17 protein-coding genes are annotated in these 20,793 nt (G+C 60.6%); 9 read left to right on the top strand and 8 right to left on the bottom strand.

Annotation, left to right across the window (positions count from 1 at the left end):
• Window positions 1-4 precede the first annotated feature (4 nt).
• The 4 genes from BTE54_RS15450 to BTE54_RS15435 all read left to right on the top strand — a co-directional run bounded on the left by BTE54_RS15450 (window position 5) and on the right by BTE54_RS15435 (window position 4,229).
• Window positions 5-886, top strand: coding sequence for an alpha/beta fold hydrolase (locus BTE54_RS15450; protein WP_065654990.1), 882 nt, complete (start codon window positions 5-7; stop codon window positions 884-886).
• 212 nt (window positions 887-1,098) lie between these two features.
• Window positions 1,099-1,869: a triose-phosphate isomerase gene (gene tpiA / locus BTE54_RS15445; protein WP_078053039.1), complete on the top strand. Its 771-nt coding sequence runs from the start codon at window positions 1,099-1,101 to the stop codon at window positions 1,867-1,869.
• Between the two features lie 116 nt (window positions 1,870-1,985).
• Window positions 1,986-2,441, top strand: a complete 456-nt coding sequence (gene secG, locus BTE54_RS15440; RefSeq protein WP_003524802.1) for a preprotein translocase subunit SecG — start codon at window positions 1,986-1,988, stop codon at window positions 2,439-2,441.
• A 159-nt stretch (window positions 2,442-2,600) separates the two neighbouring features.
• A complete protein-coding gene (locus BTE54_RS15435) occupies window positions 2,601-4,229 on the top strand; it encodes a CTP synthase (RefSeq protein ID WP_059760448.1) in 1,629 nt (542 codons plus the stop codon).
• 314 nt (window positions 4,230-4,543) lie between these two features.
• Here BTE54_RS15435 and fumC read toward each other — a convergent pair whose 3' ends face one another.
• Window positions 4,544-5,935, bottom strand: coding sequence for a class II fumarate hydratase (fumC, locus tag BTE54_RS15430; protein ID WP_078053110.1), 1,392 nt, complete (start codon window positions 5,933-5,935; stop codon window positions 4,544-4,546).
• 500 nt (window positions 5,936-6,435) lie between these two features.
• Between fumC and BTE54_RS15425 the strand changes: the two genes are divergently transcribed.
• On the top strand, window positions 6,436-8,295 hold the full coding sequence (locus BTE54_RS15425; RefSeq protein ID WP_198939165.1) for a murein L,D-transpeptidase: 1,860 nt from the start codon (window positions 6,436-6,438) through the stop codon (window positions 8,293-8,295).
• A 310-nt stretch (window positions 8,296-8,605) separates the two neighbouring features.
• Here the strand turns inward: BTE54_RS15425 and BTE54_RS15420 are convergent, their stop codons facing one another.
• Window positions 8,606-9,307 carry a phosphoglycolate phosphatase gene (locus BTE54_RS15420; protein WP_078053037.1) on the bottom strand — a complete coding sequence of 234 codons (702 nt, stop codon included), beginning with the start codon at window positions 9,305-9,307 and terminating at the stop codon, window positions 8,606-8,608.
• Between the two features lie 190 nt (window positions 9,308-9,497).
• Between BTE54_RS15420 and rpiA the strand changes: the two genes are divergently transcribed.
• The 4 genes from rpiA (at window position 9,498) to BTE54_RS15400 (ending at window position 13,940) form a co-directional block, all read left to right on the top strand.
• Window positions 9,498-10,193: a ribose-5-phosphate isomerase RpiA gene (rpiA, locus tag BTE54_RS15415; protein ID WP_065654995.1), complete on the top strand. Its 696-nt coding sequence runs from the start codon at window positions 9,498-9,500 to the stop codon at window positions 10,191-10,193.
• Between the two features lie 16 nt (window positions 10,194-10,209).
• Window positions 10,210-10,779, top strand: a complete 570-nt coding sequence (locus BTE54_RS15410; protein WP_078053036.1) for a DUF2059 domain-containing protein — start codon at window positions 10,210-10,212, stop codon at window positions 10,777-10,779.
• Between the two features lie 147 nt (window positions 10,780-10,926).
• The gene (gor, locus tag BTE54_RS15405; RefSeq protein ID WP_078053035.1) at window positions 10,927-12,315 is read left to right on the top strand and encodes a glutathione-disulfide reductase; all 1,389 of its coding nucleotides are present in this window, start codon (window positions 10,927-10,929) and stop codon (window positions 12,313-12,315) included.
• A 248-nt stretch (window positions 12,316-12,563) separates the two neighbouring features.
• A complete protein-coding gene (locus BTE54_RS15400) occupies window positions 12,564-13,940 on the top strand; it encodes a 3-deoxy-7-phosphoheptulonate synthase class II (protein WP_078053034.1) in 1,377 nt (458 codons plus the stop codon).
• A gap of 170 nt (window positions 13,941-14,110) precedes the next feature.
• Here the strand turns inward: BTE54_RS15400 and BTE54_RS15395 are convergent, their stop codons facing one another.
• From BTE54_RS15395 to phaC, 6 genes are all read right to left on the bottom strand, one after another.
• Window positions 14,111-15,850 carry a TadG family pilus assembly protein gene (locus tag BTE54_RS15395; protein ID WP_078053033.1) on the bottom strand — a complete coding sequence of 580 codons (1,740 nt, stop codon included), beginning with the start codon at window positions 15,848-15,850 and terminating at the stop codon, window positions 14,111-14,113.
• Window position 15,851: 1 nt separating this feature from the next.
• Window positions 15,852-16,274, bottom strand: a complete 423-nt coding sequence (locus BTE54_RS15390; RefSeq protein ID WP_078053032.1) for a TadE/TadG family type IV pilus assembly protein — start codon at window positions 16,272-16,274, stop codon at window positions 15,852-15,854.
• 137 nt (window positions 16,275-16,411) lie between these two features.
• Entirely contained in the window at window positions 16,412-17,245 is an 834-nt protein-coding gene (gene radC, locus BTE54_RS15385) for a DNA repair protein RadC (RefSeq protein WP_065654999.1), read from the bottom strand.
• A gap of 14 nt (window positions 17,246-17,259) precedes the next feature.
• A complete protein-coding gene (map, locus tag BTE54_RS15380) occupies window positions 17,260-18,099 on the bottom strand; it encodes a type I methionyl aminopeptidase (RefSeq protein ID WP_078053031.1) in 840 nt (279 codons plus the stop codon).
• Between the two features lie 31 nt (window positions 18,100-18,130).
• On the bottom strand, window positions 18,131-18,850 hold the full coding sequence (gene sfsA / locus BTE54_RS15375; protein WP_078053030.1) for a DNA/RNA nuclease SfsA: 720 nt from the start codon (window positions 18,848-18,850) through the stop codon (window positions 18,131-18,133).
• A 32-nt stretch (window positions 18,851-18,882) separates the two neighbouring features.
• Window positions 18,883-20,742 (bottom strand): class I poly(R)-hydroxyalkanoic acid synthase, encoded by a 1,860-nt coding sequence (phaC, locus tag BTE54_RS15370; RefSeq protein ID WP_078053029.1) that lies wholly within the window; start codon window positions 20,740-20,742, stop codon window positions 18,883-18,885.
• Between the last annotated feature and the right edge of the window lie 51 nt (window positions 20,743-20,793).

Raw genomic sequence — 20,793 nt, 5'->3', positions numbered from 1 at the left:
AGGCATGTCCACAGCTCATTTCACGTTTTGTACTCTTTTCAGCCTGACTGTGGCGGCCATGCCCGTCGCAGCCTCTGCCGCCGAGGGCCCGCTGCGGCCGTTCAAGGATGAGCTGTTTTCCGCCCAGACGGTGCTTTCCACCGCCGATGGCGGCGCTTCAGAAGTCATCGACTATCAGGAGATGCGCGATATCAATGGCCGCGACGAGGTGCCGGAGCGGCGGGTGAAACGGCAATATGTCGATATGACGCCGAAGAAGGCGCAGGCGCTGGAAACAATGTCCGTCGAGGGCAGGGCGCTTGAGGTCGGCCGCGTCGGGCCGGCAAGCGGGCAGGCCTTTACGGTCATCTTCATTCACGGGCGCGGCGGCGACCGGCGGCTCGGCATGAACGACTATACGTTCGGCGGCAATTTCAACCGGCTGAAAAACCTCGCTGTGGCCAATGGCGGCACCTATTATGTGCCGAGCGTGCGCTCCTTCGATGAAAACGGCGTTGCCGATGTTGCGGCGCTGATTGCCGATGCGGCCAAAAAATCGGGCGGCAAGCCTGTCATTTTGGCCTGTGCCTCCATGGGCAGTTTCATCTGCTACGGTATCAGCCGTGACAAGGCTGCCGTCGCCAATCTCAAGGGCATGGCGATCCTCGGCGGTGCGGTCGATCCGGATTTTCCGAAAAGCGCCTTTGCCAGGGCGAAGAAGCCGGTCTGGTTCACCCATGGCAGCGCCGACAAGGTCTATTCGGCCGATCAGCAGGCGACGATCTTCCGTTCCTTGCTGAAGGCCGGCGAGCCGGCGCGGTTCACGCGGTATGAGAGTGGCAGCCACGGCACACCGGTGCGCATGACCGACTGGCGGGCGGTTTTGAACTGGATTTTGAGCCGCTGAGGCCGCGATTTGGGTCAGCAACGGCAAATTTTTAGAAATTGCCCGTCGTTTTGAACCTTCGGGCCGCTTTTTTGTACCATTTGTTGCCGGCTGAGGTTAAAGGAATATCCCGGGATTTCCGGCAGCGTTTCTGTCGCGATTATGGGCCGTGATACGGCTGAGGGAAGGGGCGCCGCCACAGGCGGCCTCAAGACAAAGGGAATGGGATACGCATGACGCCGAATGTTCGACCGCTTGTTGCCGGAAACTGGAAGATGAACGGCACCCGTGCCTCGCTCGATCAGATCAAGGCCATGGCAGAGGGCGTCAAGGGCGCGCTGTCCGAAAAGGTGGATGCGCTGATCTGCCCGCCCTCGACATTGCTCTACGTCTCAACGGCGCTGTGCGATGACAGCCCGCTGATGATCGGCGCGCAGGATTGCCACCAGAACGCCTCCGGCGCGCACACCGGCGATATTTCCGCCGAGATGATCGCTGACTGCTTCGGCACCCATGTCATCGTCGGCCATTCCGAGCGCCGCACCGACCATGCCGAGACCGATCATCTGGTGCGCGCCAAGGCCGTGGCCGCCCATCAGGCCGATCTCATCGCCATCGTCTGCATCGGCGAGACGGCGGATGAGCGCAAGGCGGGCCAGACGCTCGACATCCTCAAGCGCCAGCTCGCCGGCTCCCTGCCGGATGAGGCTACCGCCGAAAACACCGTCATCGCCTATGAGCCCGTCTGGGCGATCGGCACGGGTCTGACACCCACCGTGGACGATGTGCGCGAGGCCCACGCCTTCATGCGCGACGAACTCGTCAAGCGCTTCGGTGAGGCCGGCAAGACCATGCGCATCCTCTATGGCGGCTCGGTGAAGCCCGCCAATGCGCTGGAACTGATGGGCGTCGAGAACGTGGATGGCGCGCTGATCGGCGGCGCGAGCTTGAAAGCCGCAGACTTCCTGTCCATCTATGCGGCATACGAGCAACTGACGGCCTGAGACAGGTTTTCCTGTTACAGATGGCGGGAAAGGGGCTTGGAATAAGCCTTCGCCTCATGTAAAGAGCCGCGAAACCTTCTTTGTAGTGCTCCGCGCGGGGCATGGAATGGATTGTCATGCAGACCGTTTTGATTGTTATTCACCTCATGATCGTGCTGGCGCTTGTCGGCGTGGTCCTGATCCAGCGCTCCGAAGGCGGCGGCCTCGGTATCGGCGGCGGTTCGGGCTTCATGTCCGCGCGCGGAACGGCCAATGCGCTGACGCGCACCACGGCGATCCTTGCCGCGTTGTTCTTCGCGACCTCGCTCGGCCTCGGTCTCCTGACGCGCTACGAATCGCGCCCGACCGACATTCTGAACCGTATTCCGGCCACGCAGGGCCAGGGTAACGGCATTCTCGATACGCTCGGCCCGGCGACGACGCCGTCGACGCCGGCTCCGGCTGAGAATGGCGTGCCGACCAATGGTGCAGCCGCACCGGCTCAGACGACCCCGGCTCCGGCCGCTTCCGGCACGGCCGCTCCGGCCCCGGCGCAGCCCGCCGATCCGAACGCAGTTCCGACCGGTCAATAAGCCCGGTTTTGATTTAACGCTCCGGCAGGCCAAAAGCCTGCCGGTTTTCTTTTGTTCGCATTCCGGCCTGACCCATCGCAAATTCGTCAACAGCGAATTTTCGAAAGCATGAAATTTGGGCTGGCGGAATCAGAGGTAAAAAGGTATCCGGTGAATCCCATGGCGCGATATGTATTCATCACAGGCGGCGTGGTCTCCTCTCTAGGCAAGGGCATCGCTGCGGCAGCACTCGGAGCTTTGTTGCAATCCCGTGGTTATCGGGTGCGGCTTCGTAAACTCGACCCCTATCTGAACGTCGATCCCGGCACCATGAGCCCGACACAGCACGGCGAAGTGTTCGTGACGGATGACGGTGCCGAGACGGACCTCGACCTTGGCCATTACGAGCGCTTTACGGGGCGTTCGGCAACCAAGACCGACAACATCACCACCGGTCGCATCTACAAGAACATCATCGACAAGGAACGGCGCGGCGACTATCTCGGCGCAACCGTTCAGGTCATTCCGCATGTCACCAACGAGATCAAGGATTTCGTGATCGAAGGCAATGACGATTACGACTTCGTCATCTGCGAGATCGGCGGCACGGTGGGTGACATCGAGGCGATGCCTTTCATGGAAGCGATCCGTCAGCTCGGCAACGACCTGCCGCGCGGCACGGCGATCTATCTTCACCTGACGCTGATGCCTTACATTCCGGCAGCCGGCGAATTGAAGACCAAGCCGACCCAGCATTCGGTGAAGGAACTGCAGGCGCTCGGCATTCACCCCGACATCCTGCTGGTGCGTGCCGACCGGGAAATTCCGGAAGCCGAACGCCGCAAGCTTTCGCTGTTCTGCAACGTGCGTCCTTCCGCCGTGATCCAGGCGCTGGATGTGGCGAACATCTATGACGTTCCGATTGCCTACCACAAGGAAGGCCTCGATTCGGAAGTGCTGGCCGCCTTCGGCATCGAGCCGGCGCCCAAGCCGCGTCTGGAGCCCTGGGAAGAGGTCTGCAACCGCATTCGCACGCCGGAAGGCGAGGTCACGATTGCGATCGTCGGCAAATATACCGGCCTCAAGGACGCGTATAAGTCGCTGATCGAGGCGCTGCATCACGGCGGCTTTGCCAACCGCGTCAAGGTCAAGCTCGAGTGGATCGAGTCGGAAGTCTTCGAAAAGGAAGATCCGACGCCATACCTTGAAAAGGTCAACGGCATTCTGGTGCCGGGCGGTTTCGGCGAGCGCGGTTCTGAAGGCAAGATCATGGCGGCGCAGTTCGCGCGTGAGCGCAACGTGCCCTATTTCGGCATCTGCTTCGGCATGCAGATGGCGGTCGTGGAAGCGGCCCGTCACCTTGCCGGCATCGAAAATGCCTCCTCCACCGAATTCGGTCCGACTTCCGAGCCGGTTGTTGGCCTGATGACCGAATGGGTGAAGGGTAACGAGCTGGAGAAGCGTTCCTCCAAGGGCGATCTCGGCGGCACGATGCGTCTTGGCGCCTACAAGGCGGCGCTGAAGAAAGACACCAAGATCGCCGAAATCTACGGCACCACGGATATTTCCGAGCGCCACCGTCACCGCTATGAGGTGAATGTGGATTACAAGGACCGGCTGGAAGAATGCGGCCTGGTCTTCTCGGGCATGTCTCCGGATGGTGTCCTGCCGGAAACGGTGGAATATCCCGACCATCCGTGGTTCATCGGCGTGCAGTACCACCCGGAACTGAAGAGCCGCCCGCTCGACCCGCATCCGCTTTTCGCCAGCTTCATCGAAGCGGCGGTGGAGCAGAGCCGGCTGGTTTGACGGTTTGAAGGATTATGAGGAGGGTCGCGAAAGCGGCCCTTTTTTGTTTATGCGAATGGCTTTCTTCCGTCATGCCGGACTAGATCCGGCATCCAGCCACGGCGCGTCTGCGCCGTGAACGAGTCTAAAGCGATCAAGGACTTGATCGCGCTGGACCCCGGATCTAGTCCGGGGTGACGGAGTGTGGATGCGATAGCCGCGACAAACATGGCATTTCGAGATGGGGCGTCGATCATTTAAGTCCGACCCGCTAACTTCAAACAAAAAAAACGGGCCCGAAGGCCCGTTCCGCATTCCACCAAAATTCAACAGGCTTACTTCGGCCCGATCATGTTCTCCGGGCGCACATACTGGTCGAACTCCTCGTTGGTGAGGTATCCGCCGCCGACGGCCTCGTCGCGCAGGGTTGTGCCGTTCTTGTGCGCAGTCTTGGCGATCTTGGCGCAAATGTCGTAGCCGAGTTTGCTGTTGAGCGCCGTCACCAGCATCAGCGAGTTCTCGACGCCCTTTTTGATATTGTCTTCGCGGGCCTCGATACCGACGACGCAATTGTCGGTGAAGGAGACGGCCGCGTCGCCCAGAAGCTGGACCGACTGCAGGAAGTTGTAGGCCATCATCGGGTTATAGACGTTGAGCTCGAAATGGCCCTGCGAACCGGCAAACGACAGTGCCGCATTGTTGCCGAAGATGTGGGCGCACACCTGCGTCAGCGCTTCCGACTGGGTGGGGTTGACCTTGCCGGGCATGATCGACGAGCCGGGTTCGTTTTCCGGCAGCGACAATTCGCCGAGACCGGCGCGCGGCCCGGAGCCGAGGAAGCGGATGTCGTTGGCGATCTTGAAGAGTGCAGCCGCAGCCGCATTGATCGCGCCATGGGAGAAGACCATGGAATCGTGCGAGGCGAGCGCCTCGAACTTGTTCGGCGCGGTCACGAAGGGCAGGCCGGTGATCTTGGAGATTTCCTCGGCGACCTTTTCGGCAAAGCCGATGGGAGCGTTGAGGCCCGTGCCGACGGCGGTGCCGCCCTGTGCGAGCTTGGAGAGCGCGGGCAGGGTGGTTTCGATATTGGCGATGGCGGAGGCGACCTGCGCGGCGTAACCGGAGAATTCCTGGCCGAGCGTCAGCGGCGTTGCATCCTGCGTGTGGGTGCGGCCGATCTTGATGATCTTCTCGAACTGCTTGACCTTGGCTTCCAGCGCCTTGTGCAGGTGCTTGAGGCTCGGCAGCAGGTGATGAACGATCTCTTCCACGCAGGCGATGTGCATCGCGGTGGGGTAGGTGTCGTTCGAGGACTGGCTCATATTGACGTGGTCGTTCGGATGAACCGGCTTCTTGCTGCCCATTTCGCCGCCGAGCATCTCGATTGCGCGGTTGGAAATCACCTCATTGGCGTTCATGTTGGACTGGGTGCCGGAGCCGGTCTGCCAGACGACGAGCGGGAAATGCTCGGTCAGCTTGCCGTCGATGACTTCCTGCGCGGCGGCGATGATGGCGTCACCGACCTTGGGGTCGAGGCCTGCCAGCGCCATGTTGGCGCGGGCGGCTGCCTGCTTGACGATGCCGAGCGCGCGAACGACAGAGGCGGGCTGCTTTTCCCAGCCGATCTTGAAGTTGCCGAGCGAGCGCTGCGCCTGCGCGCCCCAATAGCGATCGGCCTGAACTTCAATGGGTCCAAATGTATCGGTTTCCGTCCGTGTGGCTGTCATCAATCTTGCCTTTTTACTCGTTTTCCTCCGCCAAAACGGCGCCTTCGCCCGCCTTGCGCGGCCGATATATAGAATCATCGCGCCGGCAATGAAAGCGCTGCAATGCAGCGGAGGCAGATATTTCCCGCCGCGCAAAAGCGATTTCGCCTTAAGGCGCGGTGCAGGGTGAAAAAGGCGCTGGCGTGTCATTTTTACTACGACGCGAAATAGCCGGAAAACCGGGCTTTCCGGGGCGCCCGGAAGGTGTGGCGGGGCAGGGCAAAGTGAATGAAATAAATGGAAATTTAACCATTCTCGCCAATTCTGGAAATTACGTTTTTACGGCTTTGGCTGTATCATAAGGTTCATTTCGGCACGGTTATGGGCCTTTTCACGTTTTCTTTTCAACGGGCCGTCGATCGGCTAGACAGGCATGAAACTGATGCCCGCTTTCGCTGGCGGTGCTGGGTGCTACGAGGATCAAATTGCAAGTCACATCTGGAAAAACATCGGCAGCACTGGTGCTGGCTCTCGGTCTTTCCGTTTCCACCGCTCTTCCCGGCAGCGCCGGTGCGGTAACGCTGATGGACCTCCTGCGCGGCGGCCCTGGCAAGATCGCGCGTGATCGCGGTGAATTGCCGCCGGCCGGCATCGTCACCTCGCCCTCCGGATCGAGCGCTGGCCAAAGTGCCGATGCTTCCGATCCCGAGCCGTTGCCGCGTGTTTCCGGCCCGCGTTATTACGACTACAAGGCGGATACAGCCCGCGCGGTGAACACGGCGAATTTCGGTGGAGGCCTTGCCAATCTAAAATTCAGCGCCACCCCCGAGATCGCCAAGGCGCTGGAAGCCTATTACGGCGCCGGCGGCAAGACGCTCTGGGTTTCGGAAGGCGAGCTGACCGCGCGCGCCAATGCTGTCATCGCCTTTCTCGAGACGGTCGGTGAAAGCGGCCTCGATCCGGCCGATTACAGCATTTCGCCACCGGCAAAGGATGTGACGGCCAGCATCAGCAACGCTTCCGGTGCGGCTGCGACCGATACGCCGGTGGAGACGGCCTCGGCACCCGTGTCCGACGCCTATCAACGGGCGCAGATGCAGTTCGAGCTGGCGCTTTCCGCCAAGGTTCTCGCCTATGTGCAGGATACGGCCCGTGGCCGTGTCGATCCGAACCGGCTCTCCGGCTATCACGATTTCAAGCGCAAGACGGTGAACCTCGCACCGGTGCTGAAGCTTGCGGGCCTGAGCCCCGATGTCGCCGCCTATCTGCGCAGCCGTGAACCGTCGAGCGCCGAATATCTGGCGCTGAAGGCGGAGCTTGCCCGCCTGCGCGGTGAGGGTGATGCGGCTCACACCGTCCGCGTTCCCGCCGATCTGGTCCTGAAGCCCGGCAACAGCAGCGCTGATATGGCCAATGTCGTCAAGGCTATCGAACATCGCGCATCGCCCGCCTTCAAGGCGGAGCATGCGGCGATCATTTCTGGGTATCAGCAGACGCCGGATTACACGCCCGATCTCGTCGATCTGGTGAAGGCGTTCCAGAGCGAGAACGGTCTGAAGCCCGATGGCGTGATCGGCCGCGCCACCGTGCGCGCCATGGTCGGCGAAAGCAATGACGCGAAGATCGCCAAGGTGCAGGTGGCGATGGAGCAGGTCCGCTGGCTGCCGGCCGATCTCGGCCAGCGTTATGTCTTCATCAACCAGCCCGCTTTCATGGCCTATTACCACAATGATGGCGTGGAACAGTTCGGCATGAAGGTGGTCGTCGGCTCCAAGGCCAACCAGACCTATTTCTTCCAGGACGAAATCCAGACCGTCGAGTTCAACCCCTATTGGGGCGTGCCGCAGTCGATCATCGTCAACGAAATGCTGCCGAAGCTGCGCCGCGATCCGTCCTATCTCGACCGGCTGGGTTACGAAGTGCAAGTGGGCGGTCGTGCCGTCTCCTCCACCAGCGTCAACTGGTATGGCTCTACCAATGCCGTTTCAGTGCGCCAGCCGCCGAGCAGCGACAATGCGCTGGGCGACCTGAAAATCCTGTTCCCCAATGCGCATGCCATTTACATGCATGACACGCCTGCCAAGAGCTTCTTCAACCGCGACATGCGGGCGCTGAGCCATGGCTGTATCCGTCTGGTCGATCCGCGCCGCATGGCTGCCGCCGTTCTCGGCACCAGCGTCGAAAAGGTCGGCGAGCAGATCGCATCCGGCAAGAACCGCGCCGTGCAGGTGCCGGAGAAGGTTCCGGTCTACGTGGCCTATTTCACCGCCTGGCCGGACAAGGACGGCAAGGTGCAGTTCTTCGACGATGTGTATGACCGCGACAGCTATGTGCAGAAGGCGTTTGCCGTGACGACGAAGGCGCGTGCCGCTTCGATCTGATCAGGATTGCATCAAGAAAAAAGCGCCGGAGACGGCGCTTTTTTGTTTGAAGGAAGGCCTGCCCAATTTGTTTGGTGCTGGAGTCCGCCTGCTACATTTGGCGTCAACGGCAACACCGTACTCCGTCACCCCGGACTTGATCCGGGGTCCAGCGCGATCAAGTCCTTGATCGTAAGAGACTCTCTTCACGGCGCAGACGCGCCGTGGCTGGATGCCGGATCTAGTCCGGCATGACGGAAGAGAGGTTGTTCAGCTCTCATTGACGTCGGAATCGCCGTTCCCTGGCGCTTTACTTGTCTGGTCCAGCCTCTCAGGCGGCCGCTGCACCCTTCGCAACCAGTTCTTCGAACAGCGCCGGCGTCAGCGCAGTGAAATCGTCGATCACCACATCCGGTTCGAGTTCAACCATTGGCACATCTGAATAACCGAAAGTGACGCCAATCGACGGCACGGCGGCGTTCTTTGCCGCGAGAATGTCGTTGATGCTGTCGCCGACCATGATGGAGCGCTGGACGTCACCGCCGGCCTTTTCGATGGTGCCGAGAATATGGCGGGCATCCGGCTTGCGGAAGGAGAAGGTGTCGCCGCAGGTGATGGCGGCGAAATAGCGTGTCAGGCCCAGTTTTTCGAGCAGCGGCAGAGCGAGGATTTCAGTCTTGTTGGTGCAGACGGCAAGCGTGATGCCGGCTTCCGAGAGCGCATCCAGCGTGTTGACGATGCCGGGATAGGGGCGGCTTTCGCCCGGCATTTCGACGCGGTAATGGGTGATGAAACGCTCATAGAGCGGCTCGATTTCGGCTTCCGGCAATTCCGTCTCGCGAAGCGCGAAGGCGCGCTTGATCATGACCCGCGCGCCCTGGCCGACGAGGTGGGTCAGGTCGTCATAGGTGACGGGAGCAAGCCCGGCTGCGGCGATGGTGTGGTTGAGGCTCGAGACCAGATCGGCGGCGGTATCGACCAGCGTGCCGTCGAGATCGAAAATGGCGAGCGGGGAGAGCGGGCGGGATGTCACGGGAACTGGCCTCTCGGGAATGCGTGTAACTGATGTATCGGTGCTTTCATTCCCGCCAAGCCTAGGCAAACGGGCCTGTCTTTGCAACCGCGTCACAACGTTCTGTTCGTTGGCTTGAAAAAGGCTTTCGTTTGGCTTTCGACCCGTGTAAACAGCACGGCGACGACAAAGTTACCGGAGTTTCAGGCACATGGATGCCCGCCAGATGAAGATCAAGGCCGCCGAGGCCGCATTGTCCCACGTACAGGATGGGATGCGGCTCGGTATCGGCACGGGTTCGACGGCCGAGGAATTCGTCAGGCTTCTGGCCGAAAAGGTCGCCGCCGGTCTGAAAGTCGAGGGGGTGCCGACATCCGAGCGCACAGCGCGCCTGTGCGTCGAGCTTGGCGTGCCGCTGAAATCGCTGGATGAATTGCCGGAACTGGATCTTACCATCGACGGTGCGGATGAGGTCGACCATGCGCTGCGTCTCGTCAAGGGCGGCGGCGGCGCGCTGCTGCGCGAAAAGATCGTTGCGGCGGCATCCGCCCGCATGATCGTGATTGCCGACCAGAGCAAGGTGGTGGAAACGCTGGGCGCCTTTCCGCTGCCCATCGAAATCAACCCGTTCGGCCAAGTGGCGACGCGTATCGCCATCGAAAAACTGGCGTCGCGTTCCGGGCTTTCCGGCGCGCTGACGATGCGTTCGTCGGGCGACGGCGCCTTCATGACCGATGGCGGACACCTTATCCTCGACGCATCTTTTGGCCGTATTCCTGATGCAGAAGCGCTAGCACGCGAGCTGAACACGATTCCCGGTGTCGTCGAGCACGGACTTTTCATAAATTTGGCATCGCTTGCCATTATCGCGGGTCCTGAAGGCGCCCGCGTGATGCAGGCAGTATAACAGGAGCGAGATTTTCATGGTCAAACTAGCGGGACTGGGCAAAGCTGCCGCTGCTTCGATCCTCATTTCCGGCGTCGTGTTCGGTACTGCCGCACGCGCTCAGGAAATTTCGGAAGCGCATATCGCTGCCGCACGGCAGGCGATCACCTCTCTTGGCGTTACCGACCGTTTCGACGACATTCTGCCGGGTCTGGCGGAGCGTCTGAAGGCCGAACTCATTCAGGCTTCGCCGAACGTTCAGGACGCGATCACCGAGACTGTCGATGCGAAGGCTCTCGAGCTTGCGCCGCGCCGCGCAGATCTGGAGCGCGAAGCAGCGCTCACCTATGCGCGCGCCTTCACCGTCGAAGAGCTGAACGCCATTTCCACCTTCTACAGCAGCGAAGCCGGCAAGAAGCTTCTGAAGGACGGCCCGATCGCCACGCGCGAACTGATGAAGGCTGCCGACATCTGGGCCGCCGGCATCAACCGCGACCTCAACGCTTCCAGCATGTCGGAACTGCAGAAGGTTGCCGGCGCCGATCTGAAGCCGCTTCCGGCCGATCAGAACGCCACCGGTGGCGCTCCGGCTGCTCCCAAGCCCTGATTGGGTGAACGGACAATTCAGAAATATTCAAAGCCCGGCCGCAAGACCGGGCTTTTCATTTGTGCGTCGCAGCACCTATATGTGCCGTGAATGCGCCGCCGCCCGTCTCGAGGCTGAGGACGGCGGTTTTGATCAGGGGTTTTGACTATGACAGCTTATGACTACGATCTTTTCGTCATCGGTGGCGGTTCCGGCGGCGTGCGCAGCGGCCGCGTGGCGGCCTCGCTCGGCAAGCGCGTCGCGATCGCCGAGGAATACCGCTATGGCGGAACCTGCGTCATCCGCGGCTGCGTGCCGAAGAAGCTGTTCGTCTACGCCTCGCAATTCCCTGAGCATTTCGAGGATTCGGAAGGATTCGGCTGGAGCGTCGGCGAGCGCAGCTTCGACTGGAAGAAGCTCATCGCGGCCAAGGACAAGGAAATCACCCGTCTCGAAGGGCTCTACCGCAAGGGTCTGGAAAACGCCAAGGCCGATATTTTCGATAGCCGGGCGGAACTGGTCGACGCCCATACCGTGAAGCTGACGAAAACCGGCGAGACCTTCACCGCCGAGCGCATCGTGATTGCCGTCGGCGGCACGCCGAACGAGCACAAGGCGCTGCCCGGCCATGAGCTGACGATCTCGTCCAACGAGGCTTTCGACCTGGAAGAGCTGCCGAAATCGATCCTGATCGCCGGCGGCGGTTATATCGCGGTGGAATTCGCCAATATCTTCCATGGGCTCGGCGTCGAAACGACCCTGATCTATCGCGGCAAGGAAATCCTGTCGCGCTTCGATCAGGACATGCGCAAGGGCCTGCATGAAGCGATGGAGGCCAAGGGCATCCGCATCCTTCTGGAAGATATCATCGAGGAAGTCAGCAAGGACGGCGCCGGCGGTTTCGTGGCACGCACCAAGCAGGGTAGCTCTCTGCATGTAGGTCTTGTCATGCTGGCGCTTGGTCGCGATCCGAATACCAAGGGCCTCGGTCTCGAAAACGCCGGTGTGAAGGTGGATGCGCGCGGCGCGATCATCGTTGACGATTATTCGCGCGCGAATGTGCCGAATATCTTCGCGCTGGGTGACGTCACCGACCGGGTACAGCTGACGCCGGTGGCAATCCATGAGGCAATGTGCTTCATCGAAACCGAATACAAGAACAACCCGACCAAGCCGGATCACGAGCTGATCGCGACGGCGGTGTTCTCGCAGCCGGAAATTGGCACCGTCGGCCTTTCGGAAGAGGAAGCCGGCAAGAAATATCCGGAACTGGAAGTCTATCGCGCCCAGTTCCGGCCGATGAAGGCGACGCTTTCCGGCCGTCAGGAAAAGACGATCATGAAGCTGATCGTCAATGCCGCCGACCGCAAGGTTGTTGGCGTCCATATTCTCGGCCATGAGGCGGGCGAGATGGCGCAGCTTCTCGGCATCACGCTGAAAGCCGGCTGCACCAAGGATGATTTCGACCGCACCATGGCGGTTCATCCCACAGCCGCCGAAGAACTGGTGACGATGTATTCGCCGAGCTATCGCGTCGTGAATGGCGAGCGTGTGTAACGCCGGTACGGGCGTCGTATAATCGTCGCCCACATCAGCCTGCCGCCCTTTGAAAGCGAAGTTTTCGAATGGCGGTGGGGTTGTTAAATCGTTTGAATTGACTTTTGTGCGTCTGGAGCGCTCAAAACGGGCAGAATGAGCCGGATGGCTCGGGGATCGGCTATGCAAAGCCGATGCTTGGAGCTATAAGCCGCTCAATTTTTCGAGGCGGCCGCGCGACGTCGCGTGGGCGAGAAAAGGGTGAGAACATGGCACAGAATTGGACCCCCGGCAGCTGGCGGCAGAAACCGATCCAGCAGGTTCCCGAATATCCGGATGCGGCAGCACTTGCGGCAACGGAAGCCACGCTTGCGACCTATCCGCCTCTGGTCTTTGCCGGCGAAGCCCGCCGCCTGAAGAAGCAGCTCGCCAATGTGGCTGAAGGCAACGCCTTCCTGCTGCAGGGCGGGGATTGCGCCGAAAGCTTCCTCGAGCATGGCGCGGACAACATCCGCGACTTCTTCCGTGCCTTCCTGCAGATGGCCGTCGTGCTGACCTATGGCGCGCAGCTGCCCGTCGTAAAGGTCGGCCGCATTGCCGGTCAGTTCGCCAAGCCGCGCTCTTCCAACGTGGAAGCGCAGGATGGCGTGACGCTGCCGTCTTACCGCGGCGACATCATCAACGGCATCGAATTCAACGAGGCCTCGCGCATCCCGAACCCGGAGCGCCAGCTCGACGCCTACCGCCAGTCGGCGGCGACGCTGAACCTGCTGCGCGCTTTCGCGATGGGTGGTTACGCCAACCTTGAAAACGTTCACCAGTGGATGCTCGGCTTCATCAAGGACAGCCCGCAGGCGGACCGTTACCGCAAGCTGGCCGACCGGATTTCCGAAACCATGGACTTCATGAAGGCGATCGGCATCAGCGCGGACAATAATCCGAGCCTGCGTGAGACCGACTTCTTCACCAGCCATGAGGCGCTGCTGCTCGGTTACGAAGAGGCGCTGACCCGCGTCGATTCCACCTCCGGTGACTGGTATGCCACATCCGGCCACATGCTGTGGATCGGCGACCGCACGCGCCAGCTCAACCATGCGCATGTGGAATATTTCCGTGGCATCAAGAACCCGATCGGCCTGAAATGCGGTCCGTCGCTGACGCCCGACAATCTGATCGAGCTGATCGATGCGCTGAACCCGGCAAACGAGGCCGGCCGCCTGACGCTGATTTGCCGTTTCGGCCATGACAAGGTGGCGGACAGTCTGCCGAAGCTCATCCGCGCTGTCGAGAAGGAAGGCCGCAAGGTCGTCTGGTCCTGCGATCCGATGCATGGCAACACGATCACGCTCAACCACTACAAGACGCGTCCGTTCGAGCGCATCCTGTCGGAAGTCGAAAGCTTCTTCCAGATCCACCGCGCTGAAGGCACGCATCCGGGCGGCATCCATATCGAGATGACAGGCAAGGACGTGACGGAATGCACGGGCGGTGCGCGCGCCGTGACGGCGGATTCGCTGTCCGACCGTTACCACACCCATTGCGATCCGCGCCTCAATGCCGATCAGGCGCTGGAACTGGCCTTCCTGCTGTCCGAGCGCATGAAGAGCGGCCGCGATGAGAAGCGTCTGGCAATCGCCAACGCCTGATCTGACACCATAAACAAAAAAGCCGCCGGGAGACCCTCCGGCGGCTTTTTCGTGCGCGGCGCTGACCTAAAGCGCCTCGCGTTTAATCTGATTCATGCGACGCGCTTTATATTTTTGTTTTTACGCATGTCTTTGTCCCAAAACCGCTGCACACTTTTGGGAGACATGCTCTATTGCACCAGCGCCGGCTGCTGGCAGCGGACATCCGTGACCCGCACATCGGCTTCGCCGATCTTGACGCCGAGAACCAGAAGCACGTTGTAGAGCAGCTGATCGACCGGAGCGGTGACTGCCGCGAGCGTGTTGGCAAGCGCCGACTGAATGCCCGCCAGACCTCCCAAATCCAGGTTGAGGAAGAGAAGCCTTATATCCAGGTTGAGGTTTTTCAGCAGTGAACTGACAAGAGTGGTGACTGTGTCCTTGGTGGAGACGCTCTTGATCTTGGCCTGGGTAATATCGGACTGCGTGAAGGTCAGCTTGCTCTTGGTCATATTGGTGGCGTTGATGAGGGCGCTGCCATTGATGGCGAGCAGTGCTGAATCCACGATTGCGGCCTTGGTGACGCGCGGGTCCCTGCCGAAATTGGCAAAGGCAGTGGTATCGACATTGCCAAGGGCGATTTCGGCAATGCCGGGAACGACCTCGACATCGACGGTGCCCTGTCCGCCACCCGTGCAGCGAATATCGGCAAGCCGCGCTTCGGCATGGGCGACTTCCACATAAAGCGGGAGATTGACCTTGAGGCCGGCAATGGCCTGAAGCCCGTCCACCACGACGTTGACCGCCAGCCGGGTCTGTGCAGTACGCACGATGGTGCCCTGACCGCCAACGGCGAGCGACGGCGTTTCGACCGGCGGTTCACCGATGGCGAGCGTTGCCTTGACCGAGGCGAGGCCGAGAAGATTGGCGTTGATGTTAAGCCCCAGCTGGTTACCGCCATTGCCCGCCACGGCGGCGGCATTGATGAGATCGAAGACGCCGGCGGTGACCTTGAGGTTTTCGCCCGTACCGATCAGCTTGTCCGAGAACGGGCCGAGATTGAGTATCTCCTCGAGCTTGATCTTCACGTTGCTCTTGTTGACGGTTTTTTGCAGCGTATTCAAAATGTTGACGACCGCCGGCTGCAAGCCTGCGGTTTTCGTCAGTACGTCGAGGAATTTGCCGTAGCTGATTTCCGTCTTCAGAACATCCTTATAGGTGCCGGCGGTGAGGTTGAGATCGATGGCCAGCGCCTCGACGATCTTGAGCGCATTGACATCGGCGGCGAGAAGCGCCTGATAATCCATGAGTTTCAATGAAACCGTGGTGCCGAGCAGACCGCCGAGCAGGCTGTTGAGAATTCCCTCATCGAGGCTGGCGAGGCGCGATCCCACCGAAAATGCCGCGATCCTTTGGGACGAGGCCGTTCCGACCGCCGAGACCTTTGGCGGCTTGGTGAAGGCGGAAGCGAAGAATATCTGGCCCTGTTCGACGATGTTCACCTTTATCGCATTGGTGGGCAGGGCGTTATCGACGAAACGCTGGCCGACCGGGACAGTCGCATCCGGCTCGTAATGACCTTTGATGACCTCGGCATAACCCTTGCTGTTGGCGAATTCATTCAGCGGGTCGAAGGGTTGCAGGCCCTTTTCGGTCAAAAGTCCCTGCGCCGTCCTGACACCGAGATCCATGCCATTGAGGGCGAAATATTGCTGAACCGCCTTTTCGGCGTCCGTGGCGTTGGCTGCTGCCGATATGGCTGCGAGATCGGCGGTCTGCTGCAATTGCCGTTTTTGCAATGTCAGATAACCGTAGTCGACGCCGAGCGCCAATATGCCGATGAAGAGCGGTGCGGTGAGCCCCGCCGAAATGGCGATGTTGCCCGTTTTGTCCTTGAGGAAGCGGGGAAGCAGGGAATGAAAATCTCGCATGTCATGCTCCTCCGATCCGGATGGTGGAAAAACGCCGGATGACCGGCTCGGGCAGGGTGTAGCTGTAGAGGCTCCAGATCGGCAGATCGCGGGCGTCATATTCGACCTTCACCGTGAACTGGTTGGCATTGGCGGGATCCGTCGCGACATTGACGGTGAAGCGGCTCTTGTCCATGAAGGCGTAGCTGAGGTCGCTTTTGGTGACGAAATCCCGGGCAAGCTGCTGGCGCTCGGTCGTATTGAGGCCGGCAACCGCTGTGCGCGCCGCGTCGGCGGCGATCTGCTGCACCGAATAGGCCGCCATCAGATAAATGCCATAGGCGATCATGGTGAGCAGGACGAGAAAGAATATCGGTGCGACGATGGCGAACTCGACAGCAGACGAGCCAGATCTATCGCGAAAGAAACGCACTCCATTAAACATAAAGCACCCCCGTTCCTTCAGGCATCAAGGTTCGATGCCTTGATTTATTATTTTCGGAAATGCTAATTTATAGGTGTTAATTTTGTGTTGATGCCGCTCCTATGGGTTGCAGCTCTTCTTAAACTTTCGCGTCTACTTCAAATCAACCGAAGGCCTTTGAAACTGGCGTGGCCGTCCTTGCCGATGATGATGTGGTCGTGGACGGTGATGCCGAGCGGCTTTGCCGTATCGATGATGGTCTTGGTCATCTCGATATCCGCGCGCGAAGGGGTGGGGTCTCCACTTGGATGATTATGTATTAAAATCAAGGCGGTAGATGAAAGTTCAAGGGCGCGGCGCACCACTTCGCGCGGGTAGACCGGCGTATGATCCACTGTTCCCTGACCCTGCACCTCATCGGCGATCAGGACGTTGCGCTTGTCGAGGAACAGGACGCGGAACTGTTCGCGCGTTTCATGGGCCATGGCGGCGTGGCAATAATCGATGACTGAGGACCAGGAGCCGAGCACCTGCTTGTTGCGGATTTCGCTTTTCAGCATGCGCTGGGAAACGGAGGCGACGAGCTTCAGATCGAGCGCCACGGTTTCGCCCACGCCCTTCACCTCCTGCAACAACGGCAAGGGCGCGCCGAGCACGCCGCCAAGCGTCCCGAAACGGGCGATCAGGGCCTTGGCGATAGGTTTGGTATCGCGCCTCGGGATCAGCCGGAAGAGAAGAAGCTCCAACAATTCGTAATCGGCGAGCGCCGCGTCGCCGCCATCGCGATAACGCGCCCGCAGCCGGTCGCGATGTCCGTGATAATGGGCGGCATCCGTTTCCTGTTCGACCATGGCTGCCGGCCTTTTCGCGCCGCTTCGCGATTCGGCGAAAAAGCCGCGCTCATCCGCTCCGTTGAACAGATCGCCTTCGCCCGCCTGAAAGCCGGGAGTTTTGGAAAGATCGGCGGAAGGCGGGGCGGGGCGTTTTGCCATAGGCGGGTCTGGCCTTATGCGGGGGGAAGCGGCGGCAGGCCCGGACGGTCGAAGCCGCCGGGCGACAGTGTGAAGATTTCGCAGCCCGTGGCCGTGACGCCGACGGCATGTTCATATTGGGCGGAGAGCGACCGGTCGCGCGTTACCGCCGTCCAGCCGTCGGAAAGCACCTTCACATGCGGTTTGCCGAGATTGATCATCGGCTCGATGGTGAAGATCATGCCTTCGCGGATTTCCGGGCCTTCGTCCGGGCGGCCGTAATGCAGGATGTTCGGCGTGTCGTGGAACAGGCGTCCGACGCCATGGCCGCAGAAATCGCGCACGACGGAGCAGCGCTCGGCTTCCGCATAGGCCTGGATTGCCGCGCCGATTGCGCCGGTGCGCACGCCGGGCTTCACCGCCGCGATGCCGCGCAGCAGGCATTCATAGGTCACTTCCATCAGCCGCTCGGCGGCGCGCTTGATCTGGCCGACCGGATACATGCGGCTCGAATCGCCATGCCATCCGTCAAGCACATAGGTCACGTCGATATTGACGATATCGCCTTCGCGCAGCGGCTTTTCATCCGGAATGCCGTGGCAGACGACGTGGTTGATCGAGGTGCAGACGGATTTGGTATAGCCGCGATAATTCAGCGTTGCCGGCAGCGCGCCGTGGTCGGCGCCGAATTCGAAGACGAAACGATCAATGGCGTCGGTCGTCACGCCCGGCTTGACGATTGCGGCAAGTTCATCGAGGCAACGCGCCGTCAGCTGGCACGCCTTGCGCATCCCGTCGAAGTCCTCAGCGGTATAGAGGCGGATAACGCCGGTATTCTTGAGGGGGGCGGAGGCTGCGTCGATATAGGTGACCATTTTGGTGCTTTCTGTCTCTTTACGTCCCTGTTCATAAAACAGCCGGACGCCATTCGTCCATCTTAACCGTTCCGCTGACCGAAATTTGTGCCGGGGAGACCGTGCATTTCACCGCATAGGCCTCTACGCCGCGCGCCATCGCCCGCTGAAACGCCAGCGCATAGACGGGATCGAGATCGTCGCAGATGCGCATCCGGTCGCAATCGTCGCGCTGGATGAGATAGAGCATCACCGAACGGTAACCGGCTTCCGCAGCGTCACCCAGTTCCTCCAGATGTTTCGCGCCGCGTTTGGTGGCGGTATCGGGAAATTCGGCGAGGCCTTGCTCGCGCATGAAATGCACGTTCTTGACTTCCACATAGGCGTCCGGCCGGCCGGGCTCGGACAACAGGAAATCGATGCGGGAATTGCGGCCGTATTTCTGTTCGCGCCGGATCGTCGAATAGCCGCCAAGTTCAGGGATGCGGCCGTTCAGGATCGCTTCTTCCGCCAACCGGTTCGGCATGCCGGTATTAATGCCGACCGTGGTGCCATCGGCCTCGACCATTTCCAGCATGTGCCGGTACTTGCGGGTCGGGCTGTCATGTTCCGACAGCCATATGCGGGAGCCCGGAGCCGTGAGCCCGCGCATGGAGCCGGTATTGGGGCAGGAGCCGGTGATCGCGGTGCCGTCTTCCAGAATGGCGTCGAACAGGAAACGCTTGTAGCGGGCGATCAGCGTGGCGGGAGTAAGCGGGGGCGTGAAGAACATGTGGCCTGAAAGATGAGAAATGATGGGTGCGGTCAGGAGAGGACATAGGTTCCCGGCGCATCGCCGAGCACGGGGCGCTTGCCGTCTTCCGGTTTTCGCGCCGTCACCTTTTCAGCGCTCTGGCTTTCGATCCAGTTCTGCCAGTGCACCCACCAGGAGCCTTTGTGCGGGGTGGCGGCGGCCTGCCAGCCGTCAAAGTCTCCGGCCGGTGACGGGCCTGTCCAATATTGGTATTTTTCAAGCTGCGGTGGATTGATGACGCCGGCTATGTGGCCGGAAGCGCCGAGCACGAATTCCACCGGGCCGCCGAACAGCGCAGCACCCGTGAAGACCGATTTCGCCGGCGCGATATGATCGTCGCGGGTGGCGAGGTCATAGACCGGGATTTTGATGTCGCCGAGATTGATCCGCTTGCCGGCGACCCGCATCAGCCCGCGGGCGAGATTGTTCTCGAGGTAACAATTGCGCAGATAAAAAGAGTGGCTGGCGGCCGTCACCCGGGTCGAATCGGAGTTCCAGTAGAGCAGGTCGAAGGGCAGGGGCTCGGCGCCGCGCAGGTAATTATCGACCACATAGGGCCAGATGAGATCGGAGGCGCGCAGCATGTTGAAGACGGTCGCCATGATCGAGCCGTCGAGATAACCGACCGCCTGCATGTGCTTGTCGAGCGCCGCCAGCTGGCCTTCGTCGATAAAGACCTTGAGATCGCCGGCATGGATGAAATCGGTCTGGGCGGCCAGCAGCGTGGCGCTGCGGATGCGCTCATTGCCTTCCTGCGCATGCAGCGCCAGCGCGGAAGATAAAAGCGTGCCGCCGACGCAATAACCGATGGCGTTGATTTCTTTTTCGCCGGTCCGCTCCTCGATGGTATCAAGCGCAAAATCGATGCCTTCGCGAACGTAATCATCCCAGCCCTTGTCGGCGAGGCGGGCATCCGGGTTGATCCAGGAGACCATGAAGACGCTGTGACCCTGCTCGAGGCACCAGCCGACGAAGGATTTCTGCGGGTTGAGATCGAGGATGTAGAATTTGTTGATCCATGGCGGCACGATTAGCAAAGGCCGTTTGAAGGCCTTCTGCGTCGTCGGCGCATAATGGATGATTTCGCAGAGCGGGCTTTTTGCCACCACCTTGCCCGGCGTGACGGCGATATTCTGGCCGATGACGAATTTGCTGTAATCGGTCTGGCGCAGTTTCAGATGGCCATTGCCGGCCGCTACATCCTCGGCCAGCTGCGCCATGCCCTTGACGAGATTGGCGCCGCTGGAGGCGACCGTTTCGCGAAAAACCTGCGGATTGGTGAAGACGAAATTGGCCGGCGAAAGGGCCTCCGTCACCTGGCGCATATAAAACAGCGCCTTGGTGCGGGTATGTTCGTCCAGCCCATCGGCCTCCGTCACCATCCGGTCGGCGAAACCAACGGTGGTCTGGTAGGCTTTCAGGAGAAAATCGAAGAACGGATTTGCCTGCCAGTCGGCATCGGCAAAACGCCTGCTCCTGCGTTCCGCAGGGCCGCTTTCGGCGGGTTTTTGCGGGGCCGAATCGGCATCGCCGGAAAACTGCGCCACCGATTTCGCCCACAGATCGTAATAGCTGGAGAGAAGATGGGTCTGCGCCTCCAGCGACCGCTTCGGTTCGGCCATCCAGTATTCGGCGACATCGGAGAGCGTCTTGACCAGATCGGTTACCGGATCGGCGCTTGCCTGGGGGATTTCACCGCGTTCGCGCGGCGCCAGCCATTCGGAGGCGGCCTTCCCGAGATTTTCGAGCGCGCGGGCGATGTTGATCGCGAAGGCTTCAGGGTCGCGGATCAGGTAGGCCTCGGCGGAACTGGCGTCGAAGCCGGGCGTTTTGCGACCCTTTTTCCCAGCCCCGCCGTCAACACCTGCCATGCACGATCCTCCACCAAATTTGTGTTTGCACATTCTGCATGAAAACGAATA

This window comes from Agrobacterium sp. YIC 4121 (genome assembly GCF_002008205.1).
In the GTDB taxonomy this organism is placed as follows: domain Bacteria; phylum Pseudomonadota; class Alphaproteobacteria; order Rhizobiales; family Rhizobiaceae; genus Agrobacterium; species Agrobacterium leguminum.
The sequence above is the reverse complement of the archived record's forward strand: the minus strand, read 5'-3'. Positions and strand labels throughout refer to the sequence as shown.